The 23578-nt window shown below is 65.7% G+C and carries 20 protein-coding genes and 1 pseudogene; 10 read left to right on the forward strand and 11 right to left on the reverse strand.

Annotation, left to right across the window (positions count from 1 at the left end; all coding sequences use genetic code 11):
• The 8 genes and pseudogenes from AC1DD3_RS16245 to glmS all read right to left on the reverse strand — a co-directional run.
• Positions 1–218 (reverse strand): annotated as a pseudogene (locus AC1DD3_RS16245) (inositol-3-phosphate synthase); the annotation flags it as partial.
• A gap of 85 nt (positions 219–303) precedes the next feature.
• The gene (gene mgrA / locus AC1DD3_RS16250) at positions 304–1344 is read right to left on the reverse strand and encodes an L-glyceraldehyde 3-phosphate reductase (RefSeq protein ID WP_230118151.1); all 1041 of its coding nucleotides are present in this window, start codon (positions 1342–1344) and stop codon (positions 304–306) included.
• A gap of 103 nt (positions 1345–1447) precedes the next feature.
• Entirely contained in the window at positions 1448–3256 is a 1809-nt protein-coding gene (gene treZ, locus AC1DD3_RS16255) for a malto-oligosyltrehalose trehalohydrolase (RefSeq protein WP_230118150.1), read from the reverse strand.
• Positions 3253–5586 carry a malto-oligosyltrehalose synthase gene (gene treY, locus AC1DD3_RS16260; protein ID WP_476882092.1) on the reverse strand — a complete coding sequence of 778 codons (2334 nt, stop codon included), beginning with the start codon at positions 5584–5586 and terminating at the stop codon, positions 3253–3255. The genes treZ and treY overlap by 4 nt, the downstream gene beginning before the upstream one ends.
• On the reverse strand, positions 5583–8009 hold the full coding sequence (gene glgX / locus AC1DD3_RS16265) for a glycogen debranching protein GlgX (protein ID WP_476882093.1): 2427 nt from the start codon (positions 8007–8009) through the stop codon (positions 5583–5585). The genes treY and glgX overlap by 4 nt, the downstream gene beginning before the upstream one ends.
• A 72-nt stretch (positions 8010–8081) precedes the next feature.
• Complete coding sequence (locus AC1DD3_RS16270; protein ID WP_476876044.1) at positions 8082–9653, reverse strand: NAD(P)H-hydrate epimerase; 1572 nt, start codon at positions 9651–9653, stop codon at positions 8082–8084.
• A 20-nt stretch (positions 9654–9673) separates the two neighbouring features.
• Positions 9674–10021 carry a holo-ACP synthase gene (locus tag AC1DD3_RS16275; RefSeq protein ID WP_018776647.1) on the reverse strand — a complete coding sequence of 116 codons (348 nt, stop codon included), beginning with the start codon at positions 10019–10021 and terminating at the stop codon, positions 9674–9676.
• 4 nt (positions 10022–10025) lie between these two features.
• A complete protein-coding gene (glmS, locus tag AC1DD3_RS16280; protein WP_476876045.1) occupies positions 10026–11918 on the reverse strand; it encodes a glutamine--fructose-6-phosphate transaminase (isomerizing) in 1893 nt (630 codons plus the stop codon).
• A gap of 180 nt (positions 11919–12098) precedes the next feature.
• Between glmS and coaA the strand changes: the two genes are divergently transcribed.
• From coaA to mscL, 3 genes are all read left to right on the forward strand, one after another.
• Entirely contained in the window at positions 12099–13064 is a 966-nt protein-coding gene (coaA, locus tag AC1DD3_RS16285) for a type I pantothenate kinase (RefSeq protein ID WP_230118145.1), read from the forward strand.
• Between the two features lie 5 nt (positions 13065–13069).
• Positions 13070–14068 carry a M15 family metallopeptidase gene (locus tag AC1DD3_RS16290; RefSeq protein WP_476876046.1) on the forward strand — a complete coding sequence of 333 codons (999 nt, stop codon included), beginning with the start codon at positions 13070–13072 and terminating at the stop codon, positions 14066–14068.
• 63 nt (positions 14069–14131) lie between these two features.
• On the forward strand, positions 14132–14527 hold the full coding sequence (gene mscL / locus AC1DD3_RS16295) for a large conductance mechanosensitive channel protein MscL (protein WP_230118144.1): 396 nt from the start codon (positions 14132–14134) through the stop codon (positions 14525–14527).
• 94 nt (positions 14528–14621) lie between these two features.
• On the opposite strand, the gene glmM is transcribed toward mscL, so the two are convergent.
• The 3 genes from glmM to rplM all read right to left on the reverse strand — a co-directional run bounded on the left by glmM (position 14622) and on the right by rplM (position 17178).
• Positions 14622–15995, reverse strand: coding sequence for a phosphoglucosamine mutase (gene glmM / locus AC1DD3_RS16300; RefSeq protein ID WP_476876047.1), 1374 nt, complete (start codon positions 15993–15995; stop codon positions 14622–14624).
• Positions 15996–16189: 194 nt separating this feature from the next.
• Positions 16190–16696, reverse strand: coding sequence for a 30S ribosomal protein S9 (gene rpsI, locus AC1DD3_RS16305; protein ID WP_230118142.1), 507 nt, complete (start codon positions 16694–16696; stop codon positions 16190–16192).
• A 38-nt stretch (positions 16697–16734) separates the two neighbouring features.
• Positions 16735–17178: a 50S ribosomal protein L13 gene (gene rplM / locus AC1DD3_RS16310; protein WP_015937805.1), complete on the reverse strand. Its 444-nt coding sequence runs from the start codon at positions 17176–17178 to the stop codon at positions 16735–16737.
• Between the two features lie 315 nt (positions 17179–17493).
• Here rplM and AC1DD3_RS16315 point away from each other — a divergent pair, with 315 nt between their 5' ends.
• From AC1DD3_RS16315 to AC1DD3_RS16345, 7 genes are all read left to right on the forward strand, one after another.
• Positions 17494–18150 carry a prepilin peptidase gene (locus AC1DD3_RS16315; protein ID WP_476882118.1) on the forward strand — a complete coding sequence of 219 codons (657 nt, stop codon included), beginning with the start codon at positions 17494–17496 and terminating at the stop codon, positions 18148–18150.
• A gap of 270 nt (positions 18151–18420) precedes the next feature.
• Positions 18421–18627 (forward strand): Flp family type IVb pilin, encoded by a 207-nt coding sequence (locus tag AC1DD3_RS16320; protein ID WP_476876048.1) that lies wholly within the window; start codon positions 18421–18423, stop codon positions 18625–18627.
• Positions 18628–18720: 93 nt separating this feature from the next.
• Complete coding sequence (locus AC1DD3_RS16325; RefSeq protein WP_476882094.1) at positions 18721–19110, forward strand: TadE/TadG family type IV pilus assembly protein; 390 nt, start codon at positions 18721–18723, stop codon at positions 19108–19110.
• On the forward strand, positions 19098–20099 hold the full coding sequence (locus tag AC1DD3_RS16330; RefSeq protein ID WP_476876050.1) for a pilus assembly protein TadG-related protein: 1002 nt from the start codon (positions 19098–19100) through the stop codon (positions 20097–20099). The genes AC1DD3_RS16325 and AC1DD3_RS16330 overlap by 13 nt, the downstream gene beginning before the upstream one ends.
• Before the next feature lie 19 nt (positions 20100–20118).
• On the forward strand, positions 20119–20883 hold the full coding sequence (gene cpaB, locus AC1DD3_RS16335; RefSeq protein WP_476876051.1) for a Flp pilus assembly protein CpaB: 765 nt from the start codon (positions 20119–20121) through the stop codon (positions 20881–20883).
• Complete coding sequence (locus tag AC1DD3_RS16340; RefSeq protein ID WP_476876052.1) at positions 20880–22085, forward strand: CpaE/TadZ family protein; 1206 nt, start codon at positions 20880–20882, stop codon at positions 22083–22085. Before cpaB ends, AC1DD3_RS16340 begins: the two co-directional genes overlap by 4 nt.
• Positions 22082–23578, forward strand: coding sequence for a CpaF family protein (locus AC1DD3_RS16345; RefSeq protein ID WP_476876053.1), 1497 nt, complete (start codon positions 22082–22084; stop codon positions 23576–23578). The genes AC1DD3_RS16340 and AC1DD3_RS16345 overlap by 4 nt, the downstream gene beginning before the upstream one ends.

Raw genomic sequence — 23578 nt, forward strand, 5'->3', positions numbered from 1 at the left:
TTGCCGAACTCAACATGCATCAGACCCGGGATCGTTGCCTGGGGGTCGGCATCCCGGTAGTAGTGGACACCCTGCACCAGGGAAGCAGCGCAGTTACCCACGCCGACAATGGCAACACGAATCGGATTTGAAGACACGGAACTCCTTTGAGAACAAACTTCAGTGCCCTGCGCGTCGGTACCCTGTTGTACGACGGCGGCTGACGGACACAGCGCCACGCGGCGCCCTAACAGTCTAACCAACTGCGCCGGGGCCGGCTTTGTTCCCGCCGGCCCCGGGCAGTTCATTACATTTGCGTGAGCGTCACACCTTCTGCGCCCAGAGATTGATGTCAGACTCGACGGCGAACTCGTCGATCGCGGTGAGCTCCTCCGAGCTGAACTCCAGGTTGCTGATCGCCGAGAGGCTGTCTTCAAGCTGTTTGACGCTGGACGCTCCGACCAGTGCCGAGGTGACCGGCGTGCCCCTCTGCTGGTCGCGGAGAATCCAGGCGATGGCCATCTGGGCCAGGGTCTGGCCGCGGCCCGAAGCAATCCGGTTCAGCCCGCGGACCCGGTCCAGCTTGTCCTCGGTAATGGCCGATTCGGACAGGAACCGGTCCTTGGCCGCACGGGAATCCGCCGGTATGCCGTGGAGGTAGCGGTCGGTCAGCATGCCCTGGGCGAGCGGCGAGAAGGCGATGGAGCCGGCGCCCACCTGCTCAAGTGCCTCGTACAGGTTGGGGCTGCCGTCCTCGGTCCACCGGTTCAGCATGGAGTAGCTGGGCTGGTGGATGAGCAGCGGAGTGCCGAGTTCTTTGAGGATGCGCGCGGCCTCCAGCGTCTGTTCCGGGGTGTAGGAGGAGATGCCCGCGTAGAGGGCCTTGCCGGAGCGCACGGCGTGGTCCAGGGCGCCCATGGTTTCCTCCATCGGCGTCTCGGGATCCGGGCGGTGGCTGTAGAAAATGTCCACATAGTCCAGGCCCATGCGCTGGAGCGACTGGTCCAGGCTGGAGAGCAGGTACTTGCGTGAGCCCCACTCACCGTAGGGGCCGGGCCACATGTAGTAGCCGGCCTTGGTGGAGATGACCAGCTCGTCGCGGTAGGGCTTGAAGTCGTCCTGCAGGTGCCTGCCGAAGTTGGTTTCCGCCGATCCGTCCGGCGGGCCGTAGTTGTTGGCGAGGTCGAAGTGGTTCACGCCGAGGTCGAAGGCACGGCGCAGGATGGCGCGCTGCTCGTCAAAGCGCTTGTCGTCACCGAAGTTGTGCCAGAGCCCCAGCGAGACGGCGGGAAGCTTCAGGCCGCTGCGTCCGACGCGGCGGTACGGCATGGTTTCGTAGCGGTTGTCCGCTGCCAAATAAGTCATACGATCCATCCTGCCAGTTGTGACGCAGGCTACAGCCCGCAAGTCCGTTGTTACGCCGCGGGCTGACAGAATCAGCCCGCGGCGCACGATAAGGCCGCCTGTGTCAGTCGCTAAGGACGACGGCGCTCAGCGCCGGCAGCTCCACCTTGCCCCCGTCGACGCGGACGGCATCATCGGTGGCCAGCAGTACGCTCGCTCCCGGCCGGTCCAGGGTGACGGCCTGATCGCCGAAGTTCAGCAGGACCTGAACCGCTCCGCGCCGGTACCGCAGCCAGCGGGCGTCGTCGTCGAACTCCACTGCTGTGTCTTCGAAGCCCAACTTGGTGAGATCCGGACTCGAGCGCCGCACCGCAATCAGGGAGCGGTACAGCTCCAGCAGCCTGGCGTGCTCCCCGTCTGACGCTTCCGCCCAGTTCAGTTTGGAGCGGGTGAAGGTTTCTGGATCCTGCGGATCGGGCACGACGGCGGGGTCCCACCCCATGCGCTCGAACTCCTTGATCCGGCCCTCGGCCGTGGCTTTGCCAAGCTCCGGCTCCGGATGGGAGGTGAAGAACTGCCAGGGCGTGGTTGCCCCGTACTCCTCGCCCATGAACAGCATGGGCGTGAACGGCCCGGTCAGGGTCAGCACCGCGGCCAGGGCAAGGCTGCCGTACGGGAGTGTCTGGGACAGCCGGTCGCCGGTGGCCCTGTTGCCGATCTGGTCATGGTTCTGTGAGCAAACCACCAGTGCGGACGGAAGGACGGCGCTGAAGTCGATGGGCCTGCCGTGGTGGCGTTCCCGGAAGCTGGAGTAGCTGCCGTCGTGGAAGAACCCGTCCTGCAGCACCTTGGCCAGCGCCCCGAGCGAATCGAAGTCGCTGTAGTAGCCGGTGGTTTCCCCGCTGACGTTGACGTGGACGGCGTGGTGGAAGTCATCGCTCCACTGGCCGGCCAGCCCGTAGCCGTTGGCGTCCCGGGGGTACAGCAGGCGCGGGTTGTTGAGGTCGGATTCGGCGATGAGGGTCAGCGGACGCCCGGCCTCGGCCGACAGTTCGTCGGCCAGTGCACCGAAGTCCTCCAGGATGTGGACGGCCCGCTCATCCTTGAGGGCGTGCACGGCGTCCAGGCGGAGGCCATCCACCCGGTAGTCGCGCAGCCACATGGTGAGGTTGTCCAGGATGTACTTGCGCACGTGGTCCGATCCCGGACCGTCAAGATTGACCGAGTCACCCCATGTGTTGCCCTCGCCGTGCTTGAGGTACGGCCCGAATCTGGGCAGGTAGTTCCCGCTCGGGCCGAGGTGGTTGTAGACCACGTCCTGGATGACGCCGATGCCCGCGGCGTGGGCGGCGTCCACGAACCGCTGGTAGGCGGCCGGTCCACCGTAGCCCTCGTGGACGGCGAACCACTGCACGCCGTCGTAACCCCAGTTGTGGGTGCCATTGAAGGCATTCACCGGCAGCAGTTCCACAAAGTCGATGCCCAGCCCGGCGAGGTAGTCCAGATTCCCGGCGGCGGCGTCGAGCGTCCCTTCCGGCGTGAACGTTCCCAGGTGCAGTTCGTAGATCACGGCACCCTGGAGCTCCCGGCCCTGCCACGCGGCTTCCTGCCAGCTGTGGGCACTGGGGTCGAAAGTGCGGGAAAGGGCGTGGACGCCGTCGGGCTGGCGGCGGGTCCGGGGGTCGGGCAGCGGCGTTTCGTCGCCGTCGAGCAGGTACCCGTAGTCCACGTCGGCGCCGGTCGGTGCGTCCGGGGCCGTCCACCAGCCCTGGTCCGCCGGCGCGTTGCCGGGCCGGCGGCTCATCGGGTAGCGCTCCCCTCCGGCCAGCAGCGTGACGGCGCCCGCCTCCGGCGCCCAGACGTCGAACCTTTCTGCTCCCCGCACGGGTTTGGCGGCTTGGTGGGGCTGTGCTGCAACGTTGGTCTGTGTCATGGCTTTGCTCCTGTCTCGGGAACCAGCAATGCCACCGGGTAGGCCCGGAAGACCTCCGAAAGCGGCGCCGGGCCCGGTCCGTAGCTGGTACCGGTCAGTTCGTCCTTCATAGCCGTTTCAAGTTCGACGGCGGTGTCCCGCCAGCCGCCCGACTGTTCCAGTCCGTAGGGAAGCCGGGTTGCCAGGGTGAGTGCTCCCGGGCCTGCAGCCCCGCCGGCCCCGCGGCCGAACGCCAGCAGGTGGGAGACAGCGGGACCGCTGGCCTGCAACGGACGGTAACCGGCGAAGAGCTCCGGCCGTTCGCGGCGCAGCCGCAGGGCACGGGACGTCACCAGCAGCTTGGCCCGCTCGTCGAGGAATGATTCCGGACGGGATCCGGCATCCAGCTGTTCCAGGGCCTGCTTGCGGTCCTCGAAACTGAACGGGCGGCGGTTATCGGGGTCCGTCAGTGAACGGTCCCAGAACTCGGTTCCCTGATACACGTCGGGTACCCCCGGCATGGTCAGCTGCACGAGCTTTGCTGAGAGTGAGTTCGATGCCCCGTACGGTTCCAGCAGCGCCACGAGGGCTTCCAGTTCCGTGCGGACCTCCGGATTGTCGAAGGCGGAGTCTACGGCGGCCGCCAGTTTCTCCTCGAACGCGGGATCGGGATCGGTCCAGTTGGTCGAGTTCCCGGCTTCGCGTGCGGCCTTGAGGGCGTACGACTGGAGGCGTTCCCGGTCGGCGGGCCACGCGCCGGCGACGGCCTGCCAGAGCAGGACGGACAGCGGCCCGTCAGGCAGCGGCGCCAGGGCGCTCAGCCTGTCGAGTGCCTTTTCCCATTCAGGCGCCACCTCGGAGATGACCGAGATCCGGGCCCGGGTGTCCTCGCTCCGTTTGGTGTCGTGGGTGCTGAGCGTGGTCATGGACAGCGGAAGCTCCGCCTGGCGGCGGGCCATCCGGGCATGGAACTCCTCCGGTTCGAGCGCGAACTCGGTGGGGTCGGCGCCCACCTCCGTGAGGGTTCCCAAGCGGTTGTACCGGAAGAACGCGGTGTCCTCCACGCCCTTGGCCATGACCATTCCGGAGGTCTGCTGGAAGCGGCGCGAGAGCTCCAGGTCGGTATCCAGCAGCAGCGGATGCAGAACCTCAATGGCCTGGTCCAGCTCCGGGCGCCACCGGGCTGCCAGCTCGCAGGCTTCCTTCTGGACTTCCGCACCCTCGGGCAGGTACGTGCGGTAAACCGGGAAGGCGGCGATGATTTCCGCGATGGCATCCGCTGCCGCCTCCTGCGGGATTCCGGCGTCGCCAGGCACCAGCCTGGCGAGCCGCAGGATCTCCGAGTGGAGGATGCCGTCGGTGATCCGCCGCTTGGTGCCGCGGATCATGGCCTGGTAATCCGCAGCTTCGCCGCCGCGGAGCTGTGCGTCGAGCCGGTCCAGCGCTTCGCGTCCCTGCGGATCGACGAAGATCCGGTCGACGTCGGCGAGGGCGTCGTAGCCGGTGGTGCCTTCGCACTCGAAACCGGCAGGCAGCTGCTCTCCCGGCTCCAGGATCTTTTCGATGAGCAGGTACGCTCCCCCGGTGGCTCTGCGGAGCCGTTCGAGGTATCCCTCCGGATCGGCGAGGCCGTCCGGGTGGTCGATCCGCAGTCCGTCCGCAAGACCCTCTTTGAACCAGCGCACCACTTCCTCATGTGCCTCGTCAAAGACGGACGGCACCTCGACGCGAATGCCGGCCAGCGTGTTTACCGCGAAAAACCGACGGTAGTTCAGCTCATTGTCTGCACGGCGCCAGCCGATGAGTTCGTAGTGCTGCCGGCCATGGACGTCCCTCGGCGAGTCGCCCTCGGCATAGCTGCCCTCGGCCAGCGGGAAGCGGTGGTCGTAGTACCGCAGCTCGCCGTCCTTGATCTCGAGCTGGTCCAGATCGTCATCGCTGCCCAAGACGGGGATACGGATTCGGCCCCCGGCCAGGTCCCAGTCGACGTCGAACGCCTCGGCATAGCGGGACCCGCGGCCCTCCTTGAGCAGCGACCACCACCAGGGGTTCTGCACCGGCGAGGCCACGCCCACATGGTTGGGCACGATGTCGATCAGGACACCCATGCCCGCTGCGCGCGCTGCCTTCGAAACCGCCGCCAGCCCCTCCGGGCCGCCGCGCTCCGGATCCACCACGGACGGATCCGTGACGTCATAGCCGTGGTCGGAACCGCTCTCCGCCTTCAGGATGGGCGACAGGTAGACCCAGTCCACGCCGAGCGACTTCAGGTAAGGCACCGTTTCGGCGGCATCAAACAGCGTGAACCCCTCCCGGATCTGCAGCCGGTAGGTGGAGACGGGCGTCCTCATGAGCGCGTCCCGCCCTGCTTGCCCGCCGGCTTGCGGCTCCGCTTGGTTGCCGGCTTCTGTACAGGAGCCTCCGCCGGCTTCTGTTCAGGATCTGCCGGCTTCTGTTCAGGAGTCTCCTCAACAGGAGTCACGTCCGGCTCGTCAACAGGAGTCTCTTCCGGCTTCTCATCCGGAGTCTCTTCAGGATTGGCCCAGGCTTTCTTGGTCTTCTTCGGTTCCGGAAAGGTGGGTGCCGTGAGTGCCGCAGTCTCGGTCGTCGCCGTCTGCGTCAGCGCCGCAAGGGAGGCGGCCACCGAGTGGTCCGGTTCCTCCTCCGGCGCGCTGTGGGCACGCAGCACCACGAGCGATTTCGCTGCGACGTTGAGCTTGCCGCCAGCCTGCACGGGTTCGGAATCGGCACCCGCGCCGGCGGTGTCGATGATGACGTCCCAGGCCGGGGCGTATTCATCCGACGGGAGTCTGAACACGACGTCGCCGTCGTGCGCGTTGAAGTACAGCACGAAGTTGACATCCGTGATGCGGCGCCCGCGGTTGTCCTTGCCCTGGATGCCGTCACCGTTGAGGAAAACGCCTACGGACCGCCCGAACCCGCTGTCCCAGTCCTCCGGCTGCATGGTGTTGCCGTCCGGGTCCAGCCATTCGATGTCCGGCAGACGTTCGCCTTCACCGCGCCGGACGGGCCGGCCGTCGAAGAACCGGCTGCGCCTGAACGTGGGGTGCTTGGCCCGCAGCGAGTTTACGGCGGCCGTGAACTCGATCAGCGGCTGGTCCACGTTGTCCCAGTTGATCCAGGTCAGTTCGGAGTCCTGGCAGTAGCCGTTGTTGTTTCCGCGCTGGGTGCGGCCCAGTTCGTCGCCGTGCAGGAGCATGGGCACGCCCTGCGAGAGCAGCAGCGAGGCGATGAAGTTCCGCTGCTGCCGGGCGCGCAGTCCCAGCACCTTCGCGTCCTCCGTGGGGCCTTCGGCTCCGCAGTTCCAGGACCGGTTGTGCGATTCGCCGTCGTTGTTGCCTTCGCCGTTGGCGTCGTTGTGCTTCTCGTTGTAGGAGACCAGGTCCGCGAGGGTGAAGCCGTCGTGGGCGGTGACGAAGTTGATGGAGGCGACGGGGCGGCGGCCGGAGTGCTCGTAGAGGTCTGCGGATCCGGTGATGCGCGAGGCGAATTCGCCCAAGGTGGCTGGCTCGCCGCGCCAGAAGTCACGGACGGTGTCGCGGTACTTTCCGTTCCATTCCGTCCACTGCGGCGGGAAGTTGCCCACCTGGTAGCCGCCGGGGCCGACGTCCCACGGCTCCGCGATGAGCTTCACCTGCGAGACAACGGGGTCCTGCTGGATGAGTTCGAAGAAGGTGGACAGTTTGTCGACGTCGTAGAACTCGCGGGCCAGCGTGGACGCGAGGTCGAAGCGGAACCCGTCCACGTGCATCTCGGTCACCCAGTAACGCAGGGAGTCCATGAGCAGCTGCAGGGAGTGCGGCTGGCGGACGTTCAGCGAGTTGCCGGTGCCGGTGTAGTCCATGTAGTGCTTTTCATCGCCGTCCATCAGACGGTAATAGGCGGCGTTGTCGATGCCCTTGAAGGACAGCGTGGGCCCGAGGTGGTTGCCCTCTGCGGTGTGGTTGTAGACCACGTCGAGGATGACTTCGATGCCGGCGCGGTGGAGCGAGCGGACCATCGCCTTAAAGTCCTGCACCTGCTGGCCGGTGTCGCCGGTGGAGCTGTAACTGTTGTGCGGGGCGAAGAACCCGATGGTGTTGTAGCCCCAGTAGTTGTTCAGCCCCTTGTCCTCAAGGATGCCGTCGTTGACGAACTGGTGCACCGGCATGAGCTCGATGGCGGTGATGCCGAGCTTCTGCAGGTGGGAGATGACCGAGGGGTGGGCCACGCCGGCGTAGGTGCCGCGCTGCTCCTCGGGGATCTCGGGGTGGAGCTGCGTGAGGCCCTTGACATGGGCTTCGTAGATCACGGACTGGTGGTACGGGATCCGCGGGAGGTGGTCGCCGTCCCAGTCGAAGAACGGGTTGATGACCACGCCCATCATCATGTGGGGCGCCGAGTCCTTGTCATTGCGGGAGTCGGGGTCGCCCATGTTGTACGAGAACAGGGCGGGATCCCAATCGATCTGGCCGTGCACTGCCTTGGCGTACGGGTCCAGGAGGAGCTTGTTCGGGTTGAAGCGGTTGCCTGAGTCCGGGTCATAAGGGCCGTGGACGCGGAAGCCGTATTTCTGGCCGGGCTGGACCTGCGGCAGGTAGCAGTGCCACACATACCCGTCCACTTCCCCGACCTCTACGCGGGTTTCAGTGCCGTCCTCCTCGAAGAGGCACAGCTCGACTTTCTCTGCCCTTTCGCTGAACAATGCGAAGTTGGTTCCGGTTCCGTCGAAGGTGGCGCCAAGGGGGTACGCCGTTCCGGGCCAGATTTCCATTCGTGCTCCTATTACGTTGTCCAACACTTGTGTCCGGCCGGTATGTCGTGCGTCACCGCCGGGAACTAGGTCTTACCGTAGCCGGTAGGTGTGACTATTACGATTACCGGCCGGCTGATTACTAAGCGTGCTGACTTTATCCCAGATTCCGGGGAGGGCGTCGGCAATCCGCCCCGAGGTCAGCGGCGCGCCGTCCGATGCGGCGGCTCCGGCGCGGCCGTGCAGGCTGGCTCCCATGGCGGCGATCGCCGCCCACCGCTCGTCCGGGTCGATGCCAAGTTCCCTGAAACGGCCGACGTCGGACCCCACCTGGGCGAGCAGCGCACCGATAACCCCGGCCAGCACGTCGCCGCTGCCGGCCGTTGCCAGCCACGGCGTACCGTCGGCCTGGCTGTAGAAGTCCTGGTACGGCGATGCCACCAGCGTTGTGGCGCCTTTCAGCAGCACGGTGGCCTCGGTGAGACCTGCGGCCTGGCGGGCCGCTGCGAGCGTCGAGGCCTCCACGGCGGCGCGGTCCAGGCCGGCTCCGAGGCGCGTCAGCAGCGTTGCCAGCTCGCCGGCGTGCGGGGTGAGCACCACCTGCGGCGCGAGGACGTCAGGCAGTGCGGGCAGCGCTCCGGCGTCCGCCACGGTAGGCAGGCCTGAATCCGCGGCGTCACGGACCCGCTGCATCTGCTCGTCATCCGAGCCGTCCATGCCTGAACCCACGAGCCACGCCTGGACGTGGGTTTCGGCCACGGTCCCGGAGCTGCACACCACCTCGGGGCAGGTGTGCCGGATGAGGTCGGCGACGTCGGGCGGGCCGACATACCGGACCATGCCGGCCCCGGCGGCGAGGGCCCCGCGGCAGGCGAGCACGGCGGCGCCCGGATACGCCGGGGACCCGGCAACCACCCCGAGGACGCCCCGGGAATACTTGTGTGAGCGGCGACCGGGTTTGGGCAGGAGCGCGGCCAGATCGGAAGCTTCCAGGCGCCGCAGCGCCGGCCAGGGAAGCCCTTCCTCGATCCCGATCGGGATCACTCGGACAGTCCCGGCAAAGTCGGCGCCCGGGTCCGCCAGCAGGCCGGCCTTGGCGCCGCCGAACGTGACGGTGAGATCGGCCGGGAGCACCGGTTCCGCCGCTTCCCCGGTATCGGAGTTCACGCCGCTCGGCACGTCGCAGGCCACCACCAGGCCATGCGGACCGGCGGCAAGCAGGGATACGAGCCCGGCGGAGGCTCCGCGGAGCCCGCCCTGCGCGCCCGTTCCCAGCAGGGCGTCAATCACGACGTCGGCCCTGCCGGTTTCCGCTGCCAGCTCGCCGAGGTTGGCGTCGGTCAGGTGCCGGACCCGGCCACCGGCCCGCTCGAAGGCCGCCAGCGCTTCGGGATGGGCGCTGCCCGAGGCGAGGACCGCCGTCGTCCGCATGCCCCGTCCGGCAAGGCCCGCGGCCGCGAAAAGGCCGTCGCCGCCGTTGTTCCCCTTGCCGGCCAACACCACAACGCTGGAACCGTAGAGCCGGCGGCCCCCGGAGCGCAGCTCCCCGATGACCGCATTGGCAAGGCCGTGGGCTGCCCGCTGCATGAGAACAGCGCCCATTCCTGAATCCAGTAAAGGCTTTTCAGCCTCTCGTATCTGGGTTCCGGTATAGGCGCTGATCATTCAGTCCAATCCGTCCGGTATCAGCCCTCGGCCAGGACAGTGGCAGTGGCGATGCCGCCGTCGTGGCTCATGGACAGGTGCCAGCGCTTGACGCCCTTAGCCTCCGCCACGGCCAGCACGGTGCCCTTGACCTGGATTGTTGGGCCGTTCTGGTCCAGCCCGATCCAGCAGTCCTGCCAGTTCATGCCGGCCGGGGCCCCGAGGACCTTGGCCACGGCTTCCTTGGCGGCAAACCTGGCAGCCAGGGAGCGGGTGTTCAGCTCGCGCTCGGCCGGAACGAACAGCCGGTCGCGCAGCCCGGGGGTGCGCTCCAGCTGACGGCCGAAGCGCTCAATGTCCACGACGTCTACGCCGATGCCAACAATCATGGGCTTACTCTACGGTGACGCTCTTGGCCAGGTTGCGTGGCTGGTCCACGTCGTATCCCTTGGCCGTGGCGAGTTCGAGGGCGAAGATCTGCAGCGGCACGGTGGCCAGCAGGGGCGCCAGGAGGGTGGGGGTCTCCGGGATGTAGAAGACGTGCTCGGCGTAGGCCTTCACGGCCTCGTCGCCTTCCTCGGCGATGACAATGGTCTTCGCGCCGCGGGCCCGGACTTCCTGGATGTTTGAAACCACCTTGGAGTGCAGCGAGTCGCGCCCGCGCGGGGACGGGACCACCACGAACACCGGCTGACCTTCCTCGATCAGCGCGATCGGGCCGTGCTTGAGCTCACCGGCGGCGAAACCCTCGGCGTGGATGTAGGCGAGCTCCTTGAGCTTGAGGGCGCCTTCCATGGCCACCGGGAACCCGACGTGCCGGCCCAGGAACAGCACGGACTTCGCGTCCGCCATGGCCCGGCCGAGTTCCTTGATCTGGCCCTCGTTGTCCAGGATCCGCTGGATCTTGGCCGGGATCTTGCCCAGGTCGGCCAGGATGTCCTTGATCTCGCCCTGGAACTTGTTCCCGCGCAGCTGTGCCAAATACAGGCCCAGCAGGTAGGCGGCCGTGATCTGAGCCAGGAACGCCTTCGTGGACGCCACCGCGATCTCCGGCCCGGCGTGCGTGTACAGCACGGCGTCAGACTCACGCGGGATCGTGGAACCGTTGGTGTTGCAGATCGACAGGGTCTTCGCGCCCTGTTCCTTCGCGTAGCGGACCGCCATCAGCGTGTCCATGGTCTCCCCGGACTGGGAGATCGACACGATCAGGGTGTTCGCGTCCACGATCGGGTCGCGGTAACGGAACTCATGGGAGAGCTCCACCTCGGTGGGGATCCGGCACCAGTGCTCGATCGCGTACTTCGCGACCTGCCCGGCGTACGCGGACGTCCCGCAGGCCAGCACGATGATCTTGTCCACGCTCTTGAGCAGCGCCGGGTCGATCCGCAGCTCATCCAGCGTCAGCTTCCCGTGAATGTCCGACCGTCCCAGCAGGGTCTGGGCCACGGCGTCGGGCTGGTCATGGATTTCCTTCTCCATGAAGGACGGGAAGCCGCCCTTTTCCGCCGATTCCGGGTCCCAGTCCACGTGGTATTCCTTGCCCTCCGCGGGCGCGCCGAAGAAGTCGGTGATCACCACGGAATCCGCGGTGATCGTCACGATCTGGTCCTGGCCGAGCTCCACCGCCCGGCGGGTGTAGTCGATGAACCCGGACACGTCCGAGCCCAGGAAGTTCTCGCCCTCGCCCAGGCCAACCACGAGCGGTGAGTTGCGGCGGGCCGCGACCACCACCTCGGGCTGGTCCGCGTGCACTGCCAGCAGCGTGAACGCACCATCGAGGCGCTGGCAGGCCAGCTCCATGGCCTTGGTCAGGCCGCCGTCGGAGACGTCGCCGCCGAGCTTGTTGCGGAAGATGTCGCCCAGCAGCGCCGCGGCCACCTCGGTGTCGGTCTCGGAAGCGAACTCCACACCCTTGGCCACGAGCTCAAGCTTGAGCTCCGCGAAGTTTTCAATGATGCCGTTGTGGATCAGCGCCAGCTTCCCGCCATCAGACAGGTGCGGGTGCGCGTTCTGATCCGTAGGGCCGCCGTGCGTGGCCCAGCGCGTGTGACCGATCCCGGTCATCGACTCCGGCAGAGGCCGCGCCTCCAGTTCAGCGAGCAGATTGCTCAGCTTCCCGGACTTCTTCCGCGAGGAAATCTCCCCGCCGGCAACCACGGCGACGCCCGCCGAGTCATAGCCCCGGTACTCCAGGCGGCGCAGACCCTCAAGAACAACATCCAGCGCAGTGTGCCCGGCATCAGCCCGGCCCGACGTACGCCCTACATAACCCACGATTCCACACATGGGTATAAGCCTAACCGGCTTTGGGGAGACCGGACGTCGGACAACCTCCGCCGCAGCATGCCGGAAGGGCGCCAAACGGCCGCCGACAAAGCACACGGGCGGCCCCAACCGGCCCGTCATCAGGCAGTTTACGTCCGGACGCATTTCGCTCTCGGCGTCGCGGAGGGCAGAATCTCTAGGGTGACTTCGCAACGCAATGAAGCGAACGGGGAGGGTGTCTCGCCGTTCGTGGAGCTGGACCGGCAGACCTGGTCCCGGCTCGCAGCCCAGATGGAACAGCCCCTTAACGAAGAGGATGTGCTGCGCCTTCGTGGGCTCGGTGACCCCCTGGACATGAAGGAGGTCCGGGAGGTCTACCTGCCGCTGTCCCGGCTGTTGCACCTGTATGTGGAGGCGGCAGGCCAGCTGCACGCGGCCACCACAACGTTCCTGGGGGAGCAGACCCAGCGGACCCCGTTCGTCATTGGTGTCGCCGGTTCGGTGGCCGTGGGCAAGTCCACCATCGCCCGTGTGCTCCGGGAAATGCTGCGGCGCTGGCCGGGCACCCCCAACGTTGAGCTGATCACCACCGACGGGTTCCTGTACCCGCTCGCCGAACTCAAGCGCCGCCAGTTGCTCGAGCGCAAGGGCTTTCCGGAGTCCTACGACCGCAGGGCGCTGCTGCGTTTCGTGAGTGAGATCAAGGGCGGCGCCGAGGAAGTCCGGGCTCCCTGGTACTCACACGTCACCTACGACATCGTGCCCGGCAAGGAAGTGGTGGTCCGCCGCCCGGACGTCCTCATCGTTGAAGGCCTGAACGTCCTGGCGCCCGCGCGTCCCCGGCATGACGGCCGGCAGGGACTGGCACTGAGCGACTTCTTCGACTTCTCCATCTACGTGGATGCCAAGACCTCCTACATCGAGGAATGGTATGTGGACCGGTTCCGGAAGCTGCGCTCCACCGCGTTCGCCCAGCCGGAGTCATACTTCCACCGCTACGCCACCCTCTCCGATTCCGAGGCCGAGACCACGGCCCGCGAAATCTGGAAGCGGATCAACGAGCCGAACCTTGAAGAGAATGTGCTGCCCACGAGGGGACGGGCCCAGCTAGTGCTCACCAAGGAAGCCGACCACTCCATCCGCCGCATGCTGCTGAGGAAGGTCTAGCACAGGTGTGCTACGACTGCTCCCCCACGCCGGGCCAGGCGGCACAGGACGCGGGGACACAGGAAGCCGCGGCCCCTGAAGCGGCTGCGCCGGGCCGCCGCATTGTCACCCGACTCCTCCTCGCCGGCGCCGGCCTGTCCGCGCTGGCGGCCTGCACACCCGCAGGTCCTGCCGCGGCACCTTCCGCTACGGGAAGTACGACGCCGGCACCCCCGTCAGCGTCCGGGTCTCCCGGCGCTTCTGCCGGCAGCTCCTCGGCGCGGGCTTCCGCCACCGCGTCGCCCTCTGCCACCGCTGCTTCCAGCGGTTCAGCCGCTGCGTCCGCGTCAGCACCGCCGTCGGCAGCCACCGCCCCCGCGGCAGCGCCGGCGCCGCCGTCGGCCGCCTCCCGGCTGCCCAAGCAGCACTCACTGACCGACCCAACCAGCCCCTGGGTGGTGGTCAACAAGCGGCGCCCGCTGAAGCCGGCCAACTTTGTTCCGCGGGATCTTGTCCAGCCGAGCGTTGCCCTTGCCGTTTCCGGCGAGGCAGCGCTGCTGAACCGCACCACGGCGGCCGCCGCGGAAAAGATGTTCGCGGCAGCGGCGGCGGACGGCGTGACCATGACGCTGGCCAGCGGCTACCGGTCCTACGCCACGCAGACAGCCACCTACAACGGCTACGTCAGCGCGCGGGGGCAGGCCGCGGCCGACACCGCCTCGGCGCGGCCCGGGCATTCCGAGCACCAGACGGGCTGGGCGTTCGACATCGGCGACGGCGGCGGCGCGTGCAGTTTCCAGCCCTGCTTCGCCGAACAGCCGGCCGCTGTGTGGGCCAAGGCCAACGCGTACCGGTTCGGCTTCGTGGTGCGGTACCCGTGGATGCTGCATCCGATTACGGGGTACTACTACGAGTCGTGGCACTTAAGATATGTCGGCGTCGAGGCGGCCAACGACATGCGGAAGCGCGGAATCGCCACCCTCGAGGAGTACTTCGGGCTCGAAGCCGCACCGGGTTACCCGTAACCGCTGCCCGCCGGCCCCGTAACCGCTGCCCGCCGGCGACGGCCGGTGCGATAGTTTGGACCCATGCTTACCGGATTCAAAAAGTTCATTCTCAAAGGCAATGTCATTGACCTGGCCGTGGCCGTGGTCATCGGCGCAGCGTTCAGCTCCGTGGTGGACGCGCTGGTCAAGAGCGTCATGATGCCCCTGATCTCGCTGCTCGTCGGACAGCCCAACTTTGATGATTTCCTGGCCTTCGGCGACGTCCGGATCGGCGTCCTGCTTACCGCTGTGGTCAACTTCCTGCTGGTTTCGGCCGCGATCTACTTCGTCATCATCCTGCCGATGAACCGGCTGATCGAGCACCGGAACCGCAAGCTGGGCATTGGACAGGAAGTGAAGAAGGAAGCAGCCGAGGATCCCCAGATCGCTTTGCTGAAGGAAATCCGGGACGAGCTGCGCAAACAGCCCACCCGGTAATCGCCCCGGCGAGCAATCCAAGGAAACAAAAGCGGTCCGCCTCCCGAGAGGGAGGCGGACCGCTTTCTTAATTCTCGGTGCTGCGGGAGCTGCCCTACCGGACGAGCTCAGTCGGGACGGGATCCAGCGCCAGCTCGCGCTTGACCACCTGGGCCAGTCGCTCGGCGATGACCTGGGCGGTCTCCTGGGTGCCGGCTTCCACCATGACGCGGACCACGGGTTCGGTGCCGGAAGGGCGGAGCAGCACACGCCCGGTGTCGCCGAGCTCGGCTTCGGCCAGCTTGACGGCGGCTGCGAGGGCTTCGTCGCCGCTGACCCGGCTGCGGTCCACGCCCTTCACGTTGATGAGGACCTGCGGTAGCTTGGTCATGACGGTGGCGAGCTCTTTCAGCGGGCGGCCGGTGAGGGCCACCTGCGCTGCGAGCTGCAGGCCGGTCAGGACGCCGTCGCCGGTAGTGGCGTAGTCGGCGAGGATCACGTGGCCGGACTGTTCGCCGCCGAGGTTGAAACCGCCGTCGCGCATTTCCTCAAGGACGTAACGGTCGCCCACCCCGGTCTCGCGGACCTCGATGCCGGCGTTGCGCAGGGCGATCTTCAGTCCGAGGTTGCTCATCACGGTGGCAACCAGGACGTTGTCCGTGAGCTTGCCGGCGGCCTTGAGCGCGATGGCGATGATGGCCATGATCTGGTCGCCGTCCACCTCGTTGCCCTCGTGGTCCACGGCGAGGCAGCGGTCGGCGTCGCCGTCATGGGCGATGCCCAGGTCTGCTCCGTGCGCCACCACCGCGGCCTTGAGCGGGCCCAGGTGCGTGGAGCCCACGCCCTCGTTGATGTTCAGGCCGTCCGGCTCGGCTCCGATGACCACAACATCGGCTCCGGCATCCTTAAACACCTGAGGGGAACAGCCGCTGGCGGCACCGTGGGCGCAGTCCAGGACCACCTTCAGGCCGTCGAGGTTGTGCGGAAGGGTGCCCAGCAGGTGCACGATGTAGCGGTCCTCGGCGTCGGAGAAGCGCTGGATGCGGCCCACTTCGCCGCCGACAGGCCGGAAGGGCTCCTTGCCCATCTGTTCCTCGATGGCGTCCTCCACCTCGTCGGGGAGTTTCTGGCCGCCGCGGGCGAAGAACTTGATCCCGTTGTCAGGCGCTGGGTTGTGCGAGGCGGAAATCATCACGCCGAAGTCCGCGTTCAGGTCCGCCACGAGGTAGGCGGCTGCGGGAGTGGGAAGTACGCCGGCGTCGTAGACGTCGATTCCGGAGCTGGAAAGCCCTGCCTCCACGGCCGCGGCAATGAACTCACCGCTGGCGCGGGGGTCCCTCGCCACCACGGCGCGCGGCCGCGCACCCTCGCTGGTGCGTTCATGGCCAAGCACGACGGCGGCGGCCTGGGCCAGCTGCAGTGCGAGCTCGGCAGTCAGCAGGCCGTTCGCCAGGCCACGGACACCGTCTGTTCCAAATAATGTAGACATCGGGTCAAGTTTAGACGATGCAGGTCCCCGCCCCTGCCTCGGGCGGCCCTCGGCAAGGGGACCGCCGGGCGTCCGGGGACGTTTGGCCTGCTCAAGAGGGCATCCCGCCAGGTCATAAAGGCTTAACGGCAGAAGCCCGCCCCGCCGAACGGCGGGACGGGCTTCTGTGAAGCGGCAGCGCTTCGGAAGCGGGATTAGCGCTTGGAGTACTGCTGAGCCTTGCGGGCCTTCTTGAGACCGGCCTTCTTACGCTCGATGACGCGGGCGTCACGGCGCAGGTAACCGGCCTTCTTCAGGGTGGCGCGGTTGTTCTCGGTGTCGATCTCGTTCAGTGAACGGGCGATGCCGAGGCGCAGGGCGCCGGCCTGGCCGGAAATGCCGCCACCGTGGATGCGGGCAATGACGTCGTAGGCGCCGTCAAGATCGAGGATCTTGAAGGGCTCGTTGACGTCCTGCTGGTGCAGCTTGTTCGGGAAGTAGTTGGCCAGTTCGCGGCCGTTGATGATCCACTTGCCGGTGCCGGGCACGATGCGAACGCGTGCGACGGCTTCCTTGCGACGGCCAACTGCTGCGCCGGCGACGGTCAGTGCCGGGCGTTCCTTCTTCGGCGCTTCTGCTTCTGCAGGACCGCTTTCCGAGGTGTAGCTGGTCGGGTTTTCCTCTGCCACAACGGCTTCGGTGGTCTCTTCGTTCTGAGCCACGGTTCTCCTTGTATAGATAAGTTGGTTGGTGGCCAGGACTACTGGGCGACCTGGGTGATTTCGAAAGTCTTGGGCTGCTGGGCGGCGTGCGGGTGCTCAGCACCGCGGTACACCTTCAGCTTGCCCAGCTGCTGTGCAGCGAGGGAGTTCTTCGGGAGCATGCCCTTGATGGCCTTCTCCACGGCGCGGACCGGGTTGGATTCCAGCAGCTCCGCGTAGTTGACGGAGGTCAGGCCGCCCGGGTAGCCGGAGTGGCGGTATGCGCGCTTCTGCTCCAGCTTGGCGCCGGTGAGGGCTACCTTTTCAGCGTTGATGATAATGACGAAATCGCCCATGTCCATGTGGGACGCAAAGGTGGCCTTGTGCTTGCCGCGCAGCAGGATTGCGGTCTGGCTGGCGAGACGACCAAGGACAACGTCGGTGGCGTCAATGACGTGCCACTGGCGGTTGATATCGCCGGGCTTCGGGGTGTACGTACGCACGGTGTTTGCCTCGTTCTTGTTCTGGCGTTCTTGTTTTAGGCGTCACTCTAAGGTGCACCTACTATCTATGCGCTACCGGAACAGAGGTGAGGGCTCTATGAATCCAGTGGTCCAGGAGTCCCGAATATGCCCGAGGAGTAGTTATCCTGCAACCGGATTCTCAGCGGGCACGCATCATCGGAAAAGGACACGCACAACGACTACCAAGAATAGCGTGAACCGGGCGTCAGGGTCAAAATGGGGTATCCGGTCTCGGGGTGCAACGCGCCTTGGCCTGCGCCGGGCCGTACCAGCCAGGGAGTCTCTGTGTCCATTATGAGTGGTGCCACCGGCGCCGGACCGCTGCTTGTGCTTGCCGCCGGCCTGCTCGGAACTCTCCTGTGCATACTGACTGAGCTGGTAATCGCACGCCTGCTCCCCCGCCTCGGCGGGCTCCCGCGCATAAGGACAAGAATTACGACGGCGGCCCTCACTGGAGTTCTCTGCGCCGCCCTCGCGCTGCGGTTCGGGATGGACTGGTCTCTCCCGGCATTCCTGGCGCTGGGGGTACTCGCGGTGCAGCTGGCCCGGATTGATCTGGCCCACCATCTGCTGCCCAATCCCCTGGTTTTGTCCCTGCTGGTTGCCGGCCTGGGACTGCTCACGGTGAGCAGCACGGCCACTTCTGGCTGGGCCGAGCTGCTTCGTGCGGCCGTCGGGGCCGCCATCCTGTTCGTAGTGTTCCTGATTTTGGCGATTGTCTCGCCCAGCGGCATAGGAATGGGCGATGTGAAGCTTGCTGCTCCGGTCGGCCTCTACCTGGGCTACTTGGGCTGGAGCCAGCTGTTCTACGGCGGAGCCCTGGGCTTCGTGCTGGGCGGTATTTTCTCCGCCATCTTGATTTCGCTTAGGCGCACCGAAAAATCATCAGAGGTGGCCTTTGGGCCGTCCATGCTGGCTGCTGCCCTGGGGATGGTCTTGTTCGCCTCCTGACGTATTGCGGCCACTGTTCTGCTCATTGTTTTTCCGATAACAAAGCCAAGCCAGCTTATCAATCCAAGTAGTTACGAAGCCTTGGAACTTTCTGAGCGAGTACCTTTTTGAGGGGCCCACTAAGTGCCCCCCCACAAAAGTCGGGTACGGCTACGCATTGTTGCATTTCTGCCCCGGTGGAATTCTTTAGCTATCGAAGAACCAGCCCTTCGCGGACATGGGGGGAGCTGGAATTCGGTGAAATATTCCATCGAATTTAAGGAAATCACAATGACTACTCTCATGGTCTCGGTGCTTGCTTTCGTTTCGGGAGTCAAGGACCGGCTTTCATCAGAAAAGGGCGCCACCGCAACCGAGTATTCGCTGCTCATTGCTTTTATTGCATTCGCTGTAATCGGCGGAGTTACGGCTTTCGGCGGCGCACTCAATACGTGGTTCACCGACCTCGGCACCACCGTTACGGGCTGGGCCAACTAGCCTGCGACGTGCGAACCAATAGGTGTGCCGCGTTCGCCAGGTCGGACGCGGCACACCGTCCTCTTCCAGCTGTAGCTAAACGCGGGGGTTCCAGTGAAACGCAGCAGATCCAGAACCGCCCGGCGGGACCGCGGAGCGGCGGCCGTAGAGTTCGCCCTCGTCGCGCCAATTCTCTTAGCCCTGGTCGCCGGCATCGTTGAGTTTTCCTACGCCTACAATCTGCAGATTTCGGTGACCCAGGCGGCCCGCGAAGCGGCCCGCACCATGGCTATCCAAGACAATCAGGGCGAGGCGGAACTCGCCGCCGCGGCCGGAGCGCCGGGGTTGAACACCGGCGCCTTTCAGTACTCGTTCACGCCGGCCGCCTGCACCGCCGGCGACAACGTGACTGTGGGCATCACCTACCAGGCCGCAACCCTCACCGGAATCTTCGGCGGCAGCGTCACGGTGAGCGGGCTAGGAGCAATGCGATGCGGCGGCTGACGAACTCTCCCAACGACAACGACAACGAGCGCGGCGCAATAGGCGTTTTGGTTGCCGTCATGATGCTGGTCCTGATCGGGGTCGGGGCGCTGGCCGTCGACGTCGGCCAGATCTACGCCGAACGCGCCCAGCTGCAGAATGGAGCAGACGCGGGGGCATTAGCCGTGGCAGATAGCTGCGCGGAAGGTTCTTGCGACGACGCCCTGGCCGGGCCGCTGGCGGATGCCAATTCGAATGACGCGCACAGCGACGCCACCGTGGACGCGACCTCGGTGCCCGGCCAGGTGACAGTCACCACAAGCACCCGAAACGGCAGCAAGAGTTTCCTCACGAATCTCTTTGCGAGCGCCCTCCCCGATCCTCCAGCAATAACAGTCGGCGCCAAGGCCACTGCCACCTGGTCTGTAGACGCCGCTGCGGGTGCCTTCCCTCTGGTTTTCGACCAATGCCAGATCGGAGTCGTGTACGCGCCACCCGGCGTAACAGTCCTGATGAAGGAACATGGCAAGAGCCCCTGCGTCGGCAGCCCTTCCGGGCATCACATTCCGGGCGGCTTCGGTTGGCTCGATGAAACTGGCGCCTGCGACGTGGCGGCCGACGCCGCCGGCTGGGTCGGTTCCAACCCGGGCAACAGCAAGACACCGACCAGCTGCGGCCCTACCCTCGATTCCTGGCGTGGGCAGATTGATTTTTCCAAGAATCAATTCGCCTATGCATTTTTCCCAATTTTCGATGATGGGCAGGATAACGGGAGTCACGGCAAGTTTCATCTTTCCGGTTACGCCAAGGTTCAAATCCATGGTTGGTCCTTTGTCAAGGATCCAGACAATCTCACGGGACTTAGGGCGGACCCCGTCTGCACCCTGCTTTTCAAAAAGGGAACCGATCGCGGTATTTGCGGCCGATACGTCGAGTTTATTCCTTGGTCCCTCAGGTCGTCCGAGCAGGGACCGTATTTTCAGAATTCAATTGTAAAACTCATCAAATGATGATTAGAGGGGACTGAAAGTGAAAACTCGAATGCTGGGAGGCATCGCCGCGCTGCTTGTAGCCATCATCGGTACGGTACTGCTGGTCTCATACGTTCAGAATGCGGACAAAAGGGCCATGGCCCAGACGGAAACGGAGTCAGTCTACGTCGTCGACGAGGCTGTTGCCGCCGGCACTGGCATCGATAAGGTAGCGGGCGCCGTCGTCAAGAAGGACGTTCCGAAGTCGGCCGTTGCCTCGGGTGCCGTAACGGACCTGTCCGACGTCGGGCAGCGGGTCACTGCCGTGGCGCTGGTTCCCGGGGAGCAACTGCTGTCATCGCGGATGGTCGACGCCTCCACCCTCCTCGGTCCCTCCAGGGTGGCAGTGCCGCAAGGGCTTCAGGAAATCACCCTGAAGCTCCCCATCGAACGCGTGGTCGGCGGCACGGTGGCCGCCGGCGACTCCGTTGGAATCTTCCTTTCGGTTGCTGACCCCGCCTCCAGTTCCGGGGAGACTCAGCTGACCTTCCAGAGGGTCCTGGTGACCGCTGCCCAGTTCAGCAACGGCAGCGCGGCGAAGACCCAGGAGGCCACTTCTGAGGATGGTTCCACAAAAGGGGCGCTTGCATCCAAGAAGGCGACGTCCGATGACACCTACCTGATCACGGTGGCGCGCAACGCCGCTGACGCGCAGCGGATCATCTTCGCCACAGAGTTCGGCAAGGTTTATCTATCCAAAGAACCGGTGGGCGCGGTCGAGGGCACGTCGGGCGTCGTGAACAGGGCCAGGTTGTTCCGATGAGCCGCTTCGTCCTCATCACCCCCAACACCGACTTCGAAAGACGAATGCAGCTGGCAGTGGCCGGCATGCACGGTTCGCTCCATGTCTTCCAAGCGGACTACCTGCCGGAGAGCCCCCATGATTTCCTCCGCCAGCTCGCCGGCGAACCGCCCGAAGTGTTGATACTTGGCCCCGGGTTGCCAATCGACGGGTCCCTGAAGCTGGCGTCGGTCATGGACCTCCAGTATCCGGAGATCAGCGTGGTCCTGGTGGTGCCGGAAACGAAGGAAGTGGTCCTGCAGGCCATGCGATCCGGGGTGAGGGACCTCCTCGACCCGGCCGCGGATCCGGACTCGATCCGCGTCATGCTGGAGCGTGCTGCGCTTGCGGCCGCGGGCCGCCGTCGGGGTCTGGGTCCCGGTACGTCCGAGCACGCCGATCACGGTGCCGGCGGCAGGATCATTGCCGTCATGTCGCCCAAAGGCGGGGTCGGCAAGACCACGGTGGCGACCAATCTCGCCGTCGGGCTTGGCAAGTCCGCCCCGATGACCGTGGTGATCGTGGATCTGGACCTCCAGTTTGGTGATGTGGCCAGCGGCCTGATGCTGGATCCGGAACACACGATTACGGATGCCGTGGTGGGCGCCGCCAGCCAGGATTCCATGGTCCTTAAGACGTACCTGACAGTCCATCCGGCCGGCATCTACGCCCTTTGCGCGCCGCGGAACCCTGTGGAGATGGACAGGATCACCGGTGAACACGTCACCCGGCTTCTCATCCAGCTGCGAGAGGAGTTTCACTACGTGGTGGTGGATACGGCTCCGGGCTTGGGTGAGCACGTGCTCGCGACCCTGGAACAGGCGACGGACGCCGTCTGGATCTGCGGCATGGACATCCCGAGCATCCGCGGCCTCCGGACGGGCTTCAAGATCCTGACCGAACTTAACCTGGTCCCCGAGCAGCGCCACGTGGTGCTCAACATGGCCGACAGGCGGGCCGGCCTCACGCTTCAGGACATCGAAGCGACCATCGGCGCCCCGGTGGACGTGGCACTTCCCCGCTCCAAGTCCATGCCCTATTCGACGAACAAAGGCGTTCCCGTCCTGCAGGACGGGAACCGCGACCCCGCGGCGAAAGGCCTCCGCCAACTGGTGGAGCGCTTCAAGCCGAATTGGGAAGAACGACCTCATAAGAAGCTGCACAGAAGGGCGGTAGTACAGTGAGCCTCTCAGACCGGTTCCAGCTCCTCCTTGGGGAGGCCAAGGCTGAGCCAGACACCACCAAACCGCCAGGCGACGTCTTCCAGCCGAAGTCACCCGCCACTCTCGGGCGGAAGCATGACGCCCAAACCGCCGAGGCAGCGGCCAGTGCGGAGGCGGCGCTGGAGCTCCCGCCGCCCGTTTCGGTCGCCAGCGAAGCACTGAATGCCCTGAAGGAAAGAGCCACGCAGGCCCTTTTTGAGCGACTGGGGTCGCGGCTCACAGATTCGTCGCTGGCAGACGACGACCTGCACCAGTTCGTTCGGGACGAACTGAAGATCGTGGTGGACGAGGAGCAAGTGCCGCTCTCAACGGCCGAGCGGCAGCGGCTCATCCGGGAGATCATCGACGATGTTCTGGGCCACGGGCCAATCCAGCGGTTCCTGGATGATCCGTCCATCACGGAGATCATGGTGAACCGTTTCGACCAGGTCTACGTTGAACGACAGGGCCGCCTCTTCGTCACTGACACAAAATTCAGTTCGGATGACGCGCTGCGCAGGGTGATCGAACGCATCGTCTCCAAGGTGGGAAGGCGCATTGACGAGTCCTCGCCCCTGGTTGACGCCCGGCTCGCTGACGGCTCCCGCGTCAACGCCATCATCCCGCCGCTCGCAGTCAACGGGCCGGCACTCACCATCCGCAAGTTCGGCCGGGATCCGCTGACGGTTCAGAACCTCGTTTCCCTTGGAAGCCTCTCGCCGGAGATGGCTGAACTCCTGCAGGCCTGCGTGCTCGCCCGGATGAACATCATCGTCTCGGGCGGCACCGGAACGGGCAAGACCACCCTGCTCAACGTGCTCTCCTCCTTCATCCCCGCTGACGACAGGATCGTGACCATCGAGGATGCCGTCGAGCTGCAGCTGCAGCAGGACCACGTGGTGCGCCTCGAGAGCCGCCCCCAGAATATCGAGGGCAGGGGCGAGGTCTCCATTCGGGACCTGGTGCGGAACTCACTGCGCATGCGTCCGGACCGGATAGTGGTGGGTGAGGTGCGTGGCGGCGAATGCCTGGACATGCTCCAGGCCATGAACACCGGCCACGACGGCTCGATTTCCACTGTCCACGCGAACTCCCCCCGGGACGCCATCGCCAGGCTCGAGACCCTGGTCCTCATGGCAGGCATGGATATTCCGCTGAGGGCGGTGCGCGAGCAGGTTGCCTCGGCGGTCAACCTGATCGTGCACATTTCGAGGCTGCGCGACGGCTCCCGGCGGGTCACCCACATCACCGAGGTCCAGGGCATGGAAGGGGACGTCGTTACGCTTCAGGACGCCTTCGTCTTCGACTATGCGGCCGGGGTCGACGCCAACGGACGGTTCCTCGGAAAGCCCGTCCCGACCGGTGTGCGTCCACGGTTCACGGACCGCTTCGCGGAACTCGGCATAGAGGTATCTCCTGCTGTGTTCGGTACATCGCCCGCCTTGTCCGGCGCCTTGCAGCCAAGGGGGCGGTGA

It is taken from the genome of Arthrobacter sp. 05T444, from assembly GCF_056395905.1.

What these genes read in the sequence shown, in the direction of transcription:
- mgrA (WP_230118151.1), bottom strand. Translation starts at nt 1,344, where the DNA reads ATGACTTATTTGGCAGCGGACAACCGCTACGAAACCATGCCGTACCGC.
- treZ (WP_230118150.1), bottom strand. Translation starts at nt 3,256, where the DNA reads ATGACACAGACCAACGTTGCAGCACAGCCCCACCAAGCCGCCAAACCC.
- treY (WP_476882092.1), bottom strand. Translation starts at nt 5,586, where the DNA reads ATGAGGACGCCCGTCTCCACCTACCGGCTGCAGATCCGGGAGGGGTTC.
- glgX (WP_476882093.1), bottom strand. Translation starts at nt 8,009, where the DNA reads ATGGAAATCTGGCCCGGAACGGCGTACCCCCTTGGCGCCACCTTCGAC.
- AC1DD3_RS16270 (WP_476876044.1), bottom strand. Translation starts at nt 9,653, where the DNA reads ATGATCAGCGCCTATACCGGAACCCAGATACGAGAGGCTGAAAAGCCT.
- AC1DD3_RS16275 (WP_018776647.1), bottom strand. Translation starts at nt 10,021, where the DNA reads ATGATTGTTGGCATCGGCGTAGACGTCGTGGACATTGAGCGCTTCGGC.
- glmS (WP_476876045.1), bottom strand. Translation starts at nt 11,918, where the DNA reads ATGTGTGGAATCGTGGGTTATGTAGGGCGTACGTCGGGCCGGGCTGAT.
- mscL (WP_230118144.1), top strand. Translation starts at nt 14,132, where the DNA reads ATGCTTACCGGATTCAAAAAGTTCATTCTCAAAGGCAATGTCATTGAC.
- glmM (WP_476876047.1), bottom strand. Translation starts at nt 15,995, where the DNA reads ATGTCTACATTATTTGGAACAGACGGTGTCCGTGGCCTGGCGAACGGC.
- AC1DD3_RS16315 (WP_476882118.1), top strand. Translation starts at nt 17,494, where the DNA reads ATGAGTGGTGCCACCGGCGCCGGACCGCTGCTTGTGCTTGCCGCCGGC.
- AC1DD3_RS16320 (WP_476876048.1), top strand. Translation starts at nt 18,421, where the DNA reads ATGACTACTCTCATGGTCTCGGTGCTTGCTTTCGTTTCGGGAGTCAAG.
- AC1DD3_RS16330 (WP_476876050.1), top strand. Translation starts at nt 19,098, where the DNA reads ATGCGGCGGCTGACGAACTCTCCCAACGACAACGACAACGAGCGCGGC.
- AC1DD3_RS16340 (WP_476876052.1), top strand. Translation starts at nt 20,880, where the DNA reads ATGAGCCGCTTCGTCCTCATCACCCCCAACACCGACTTCGAAAGACGA.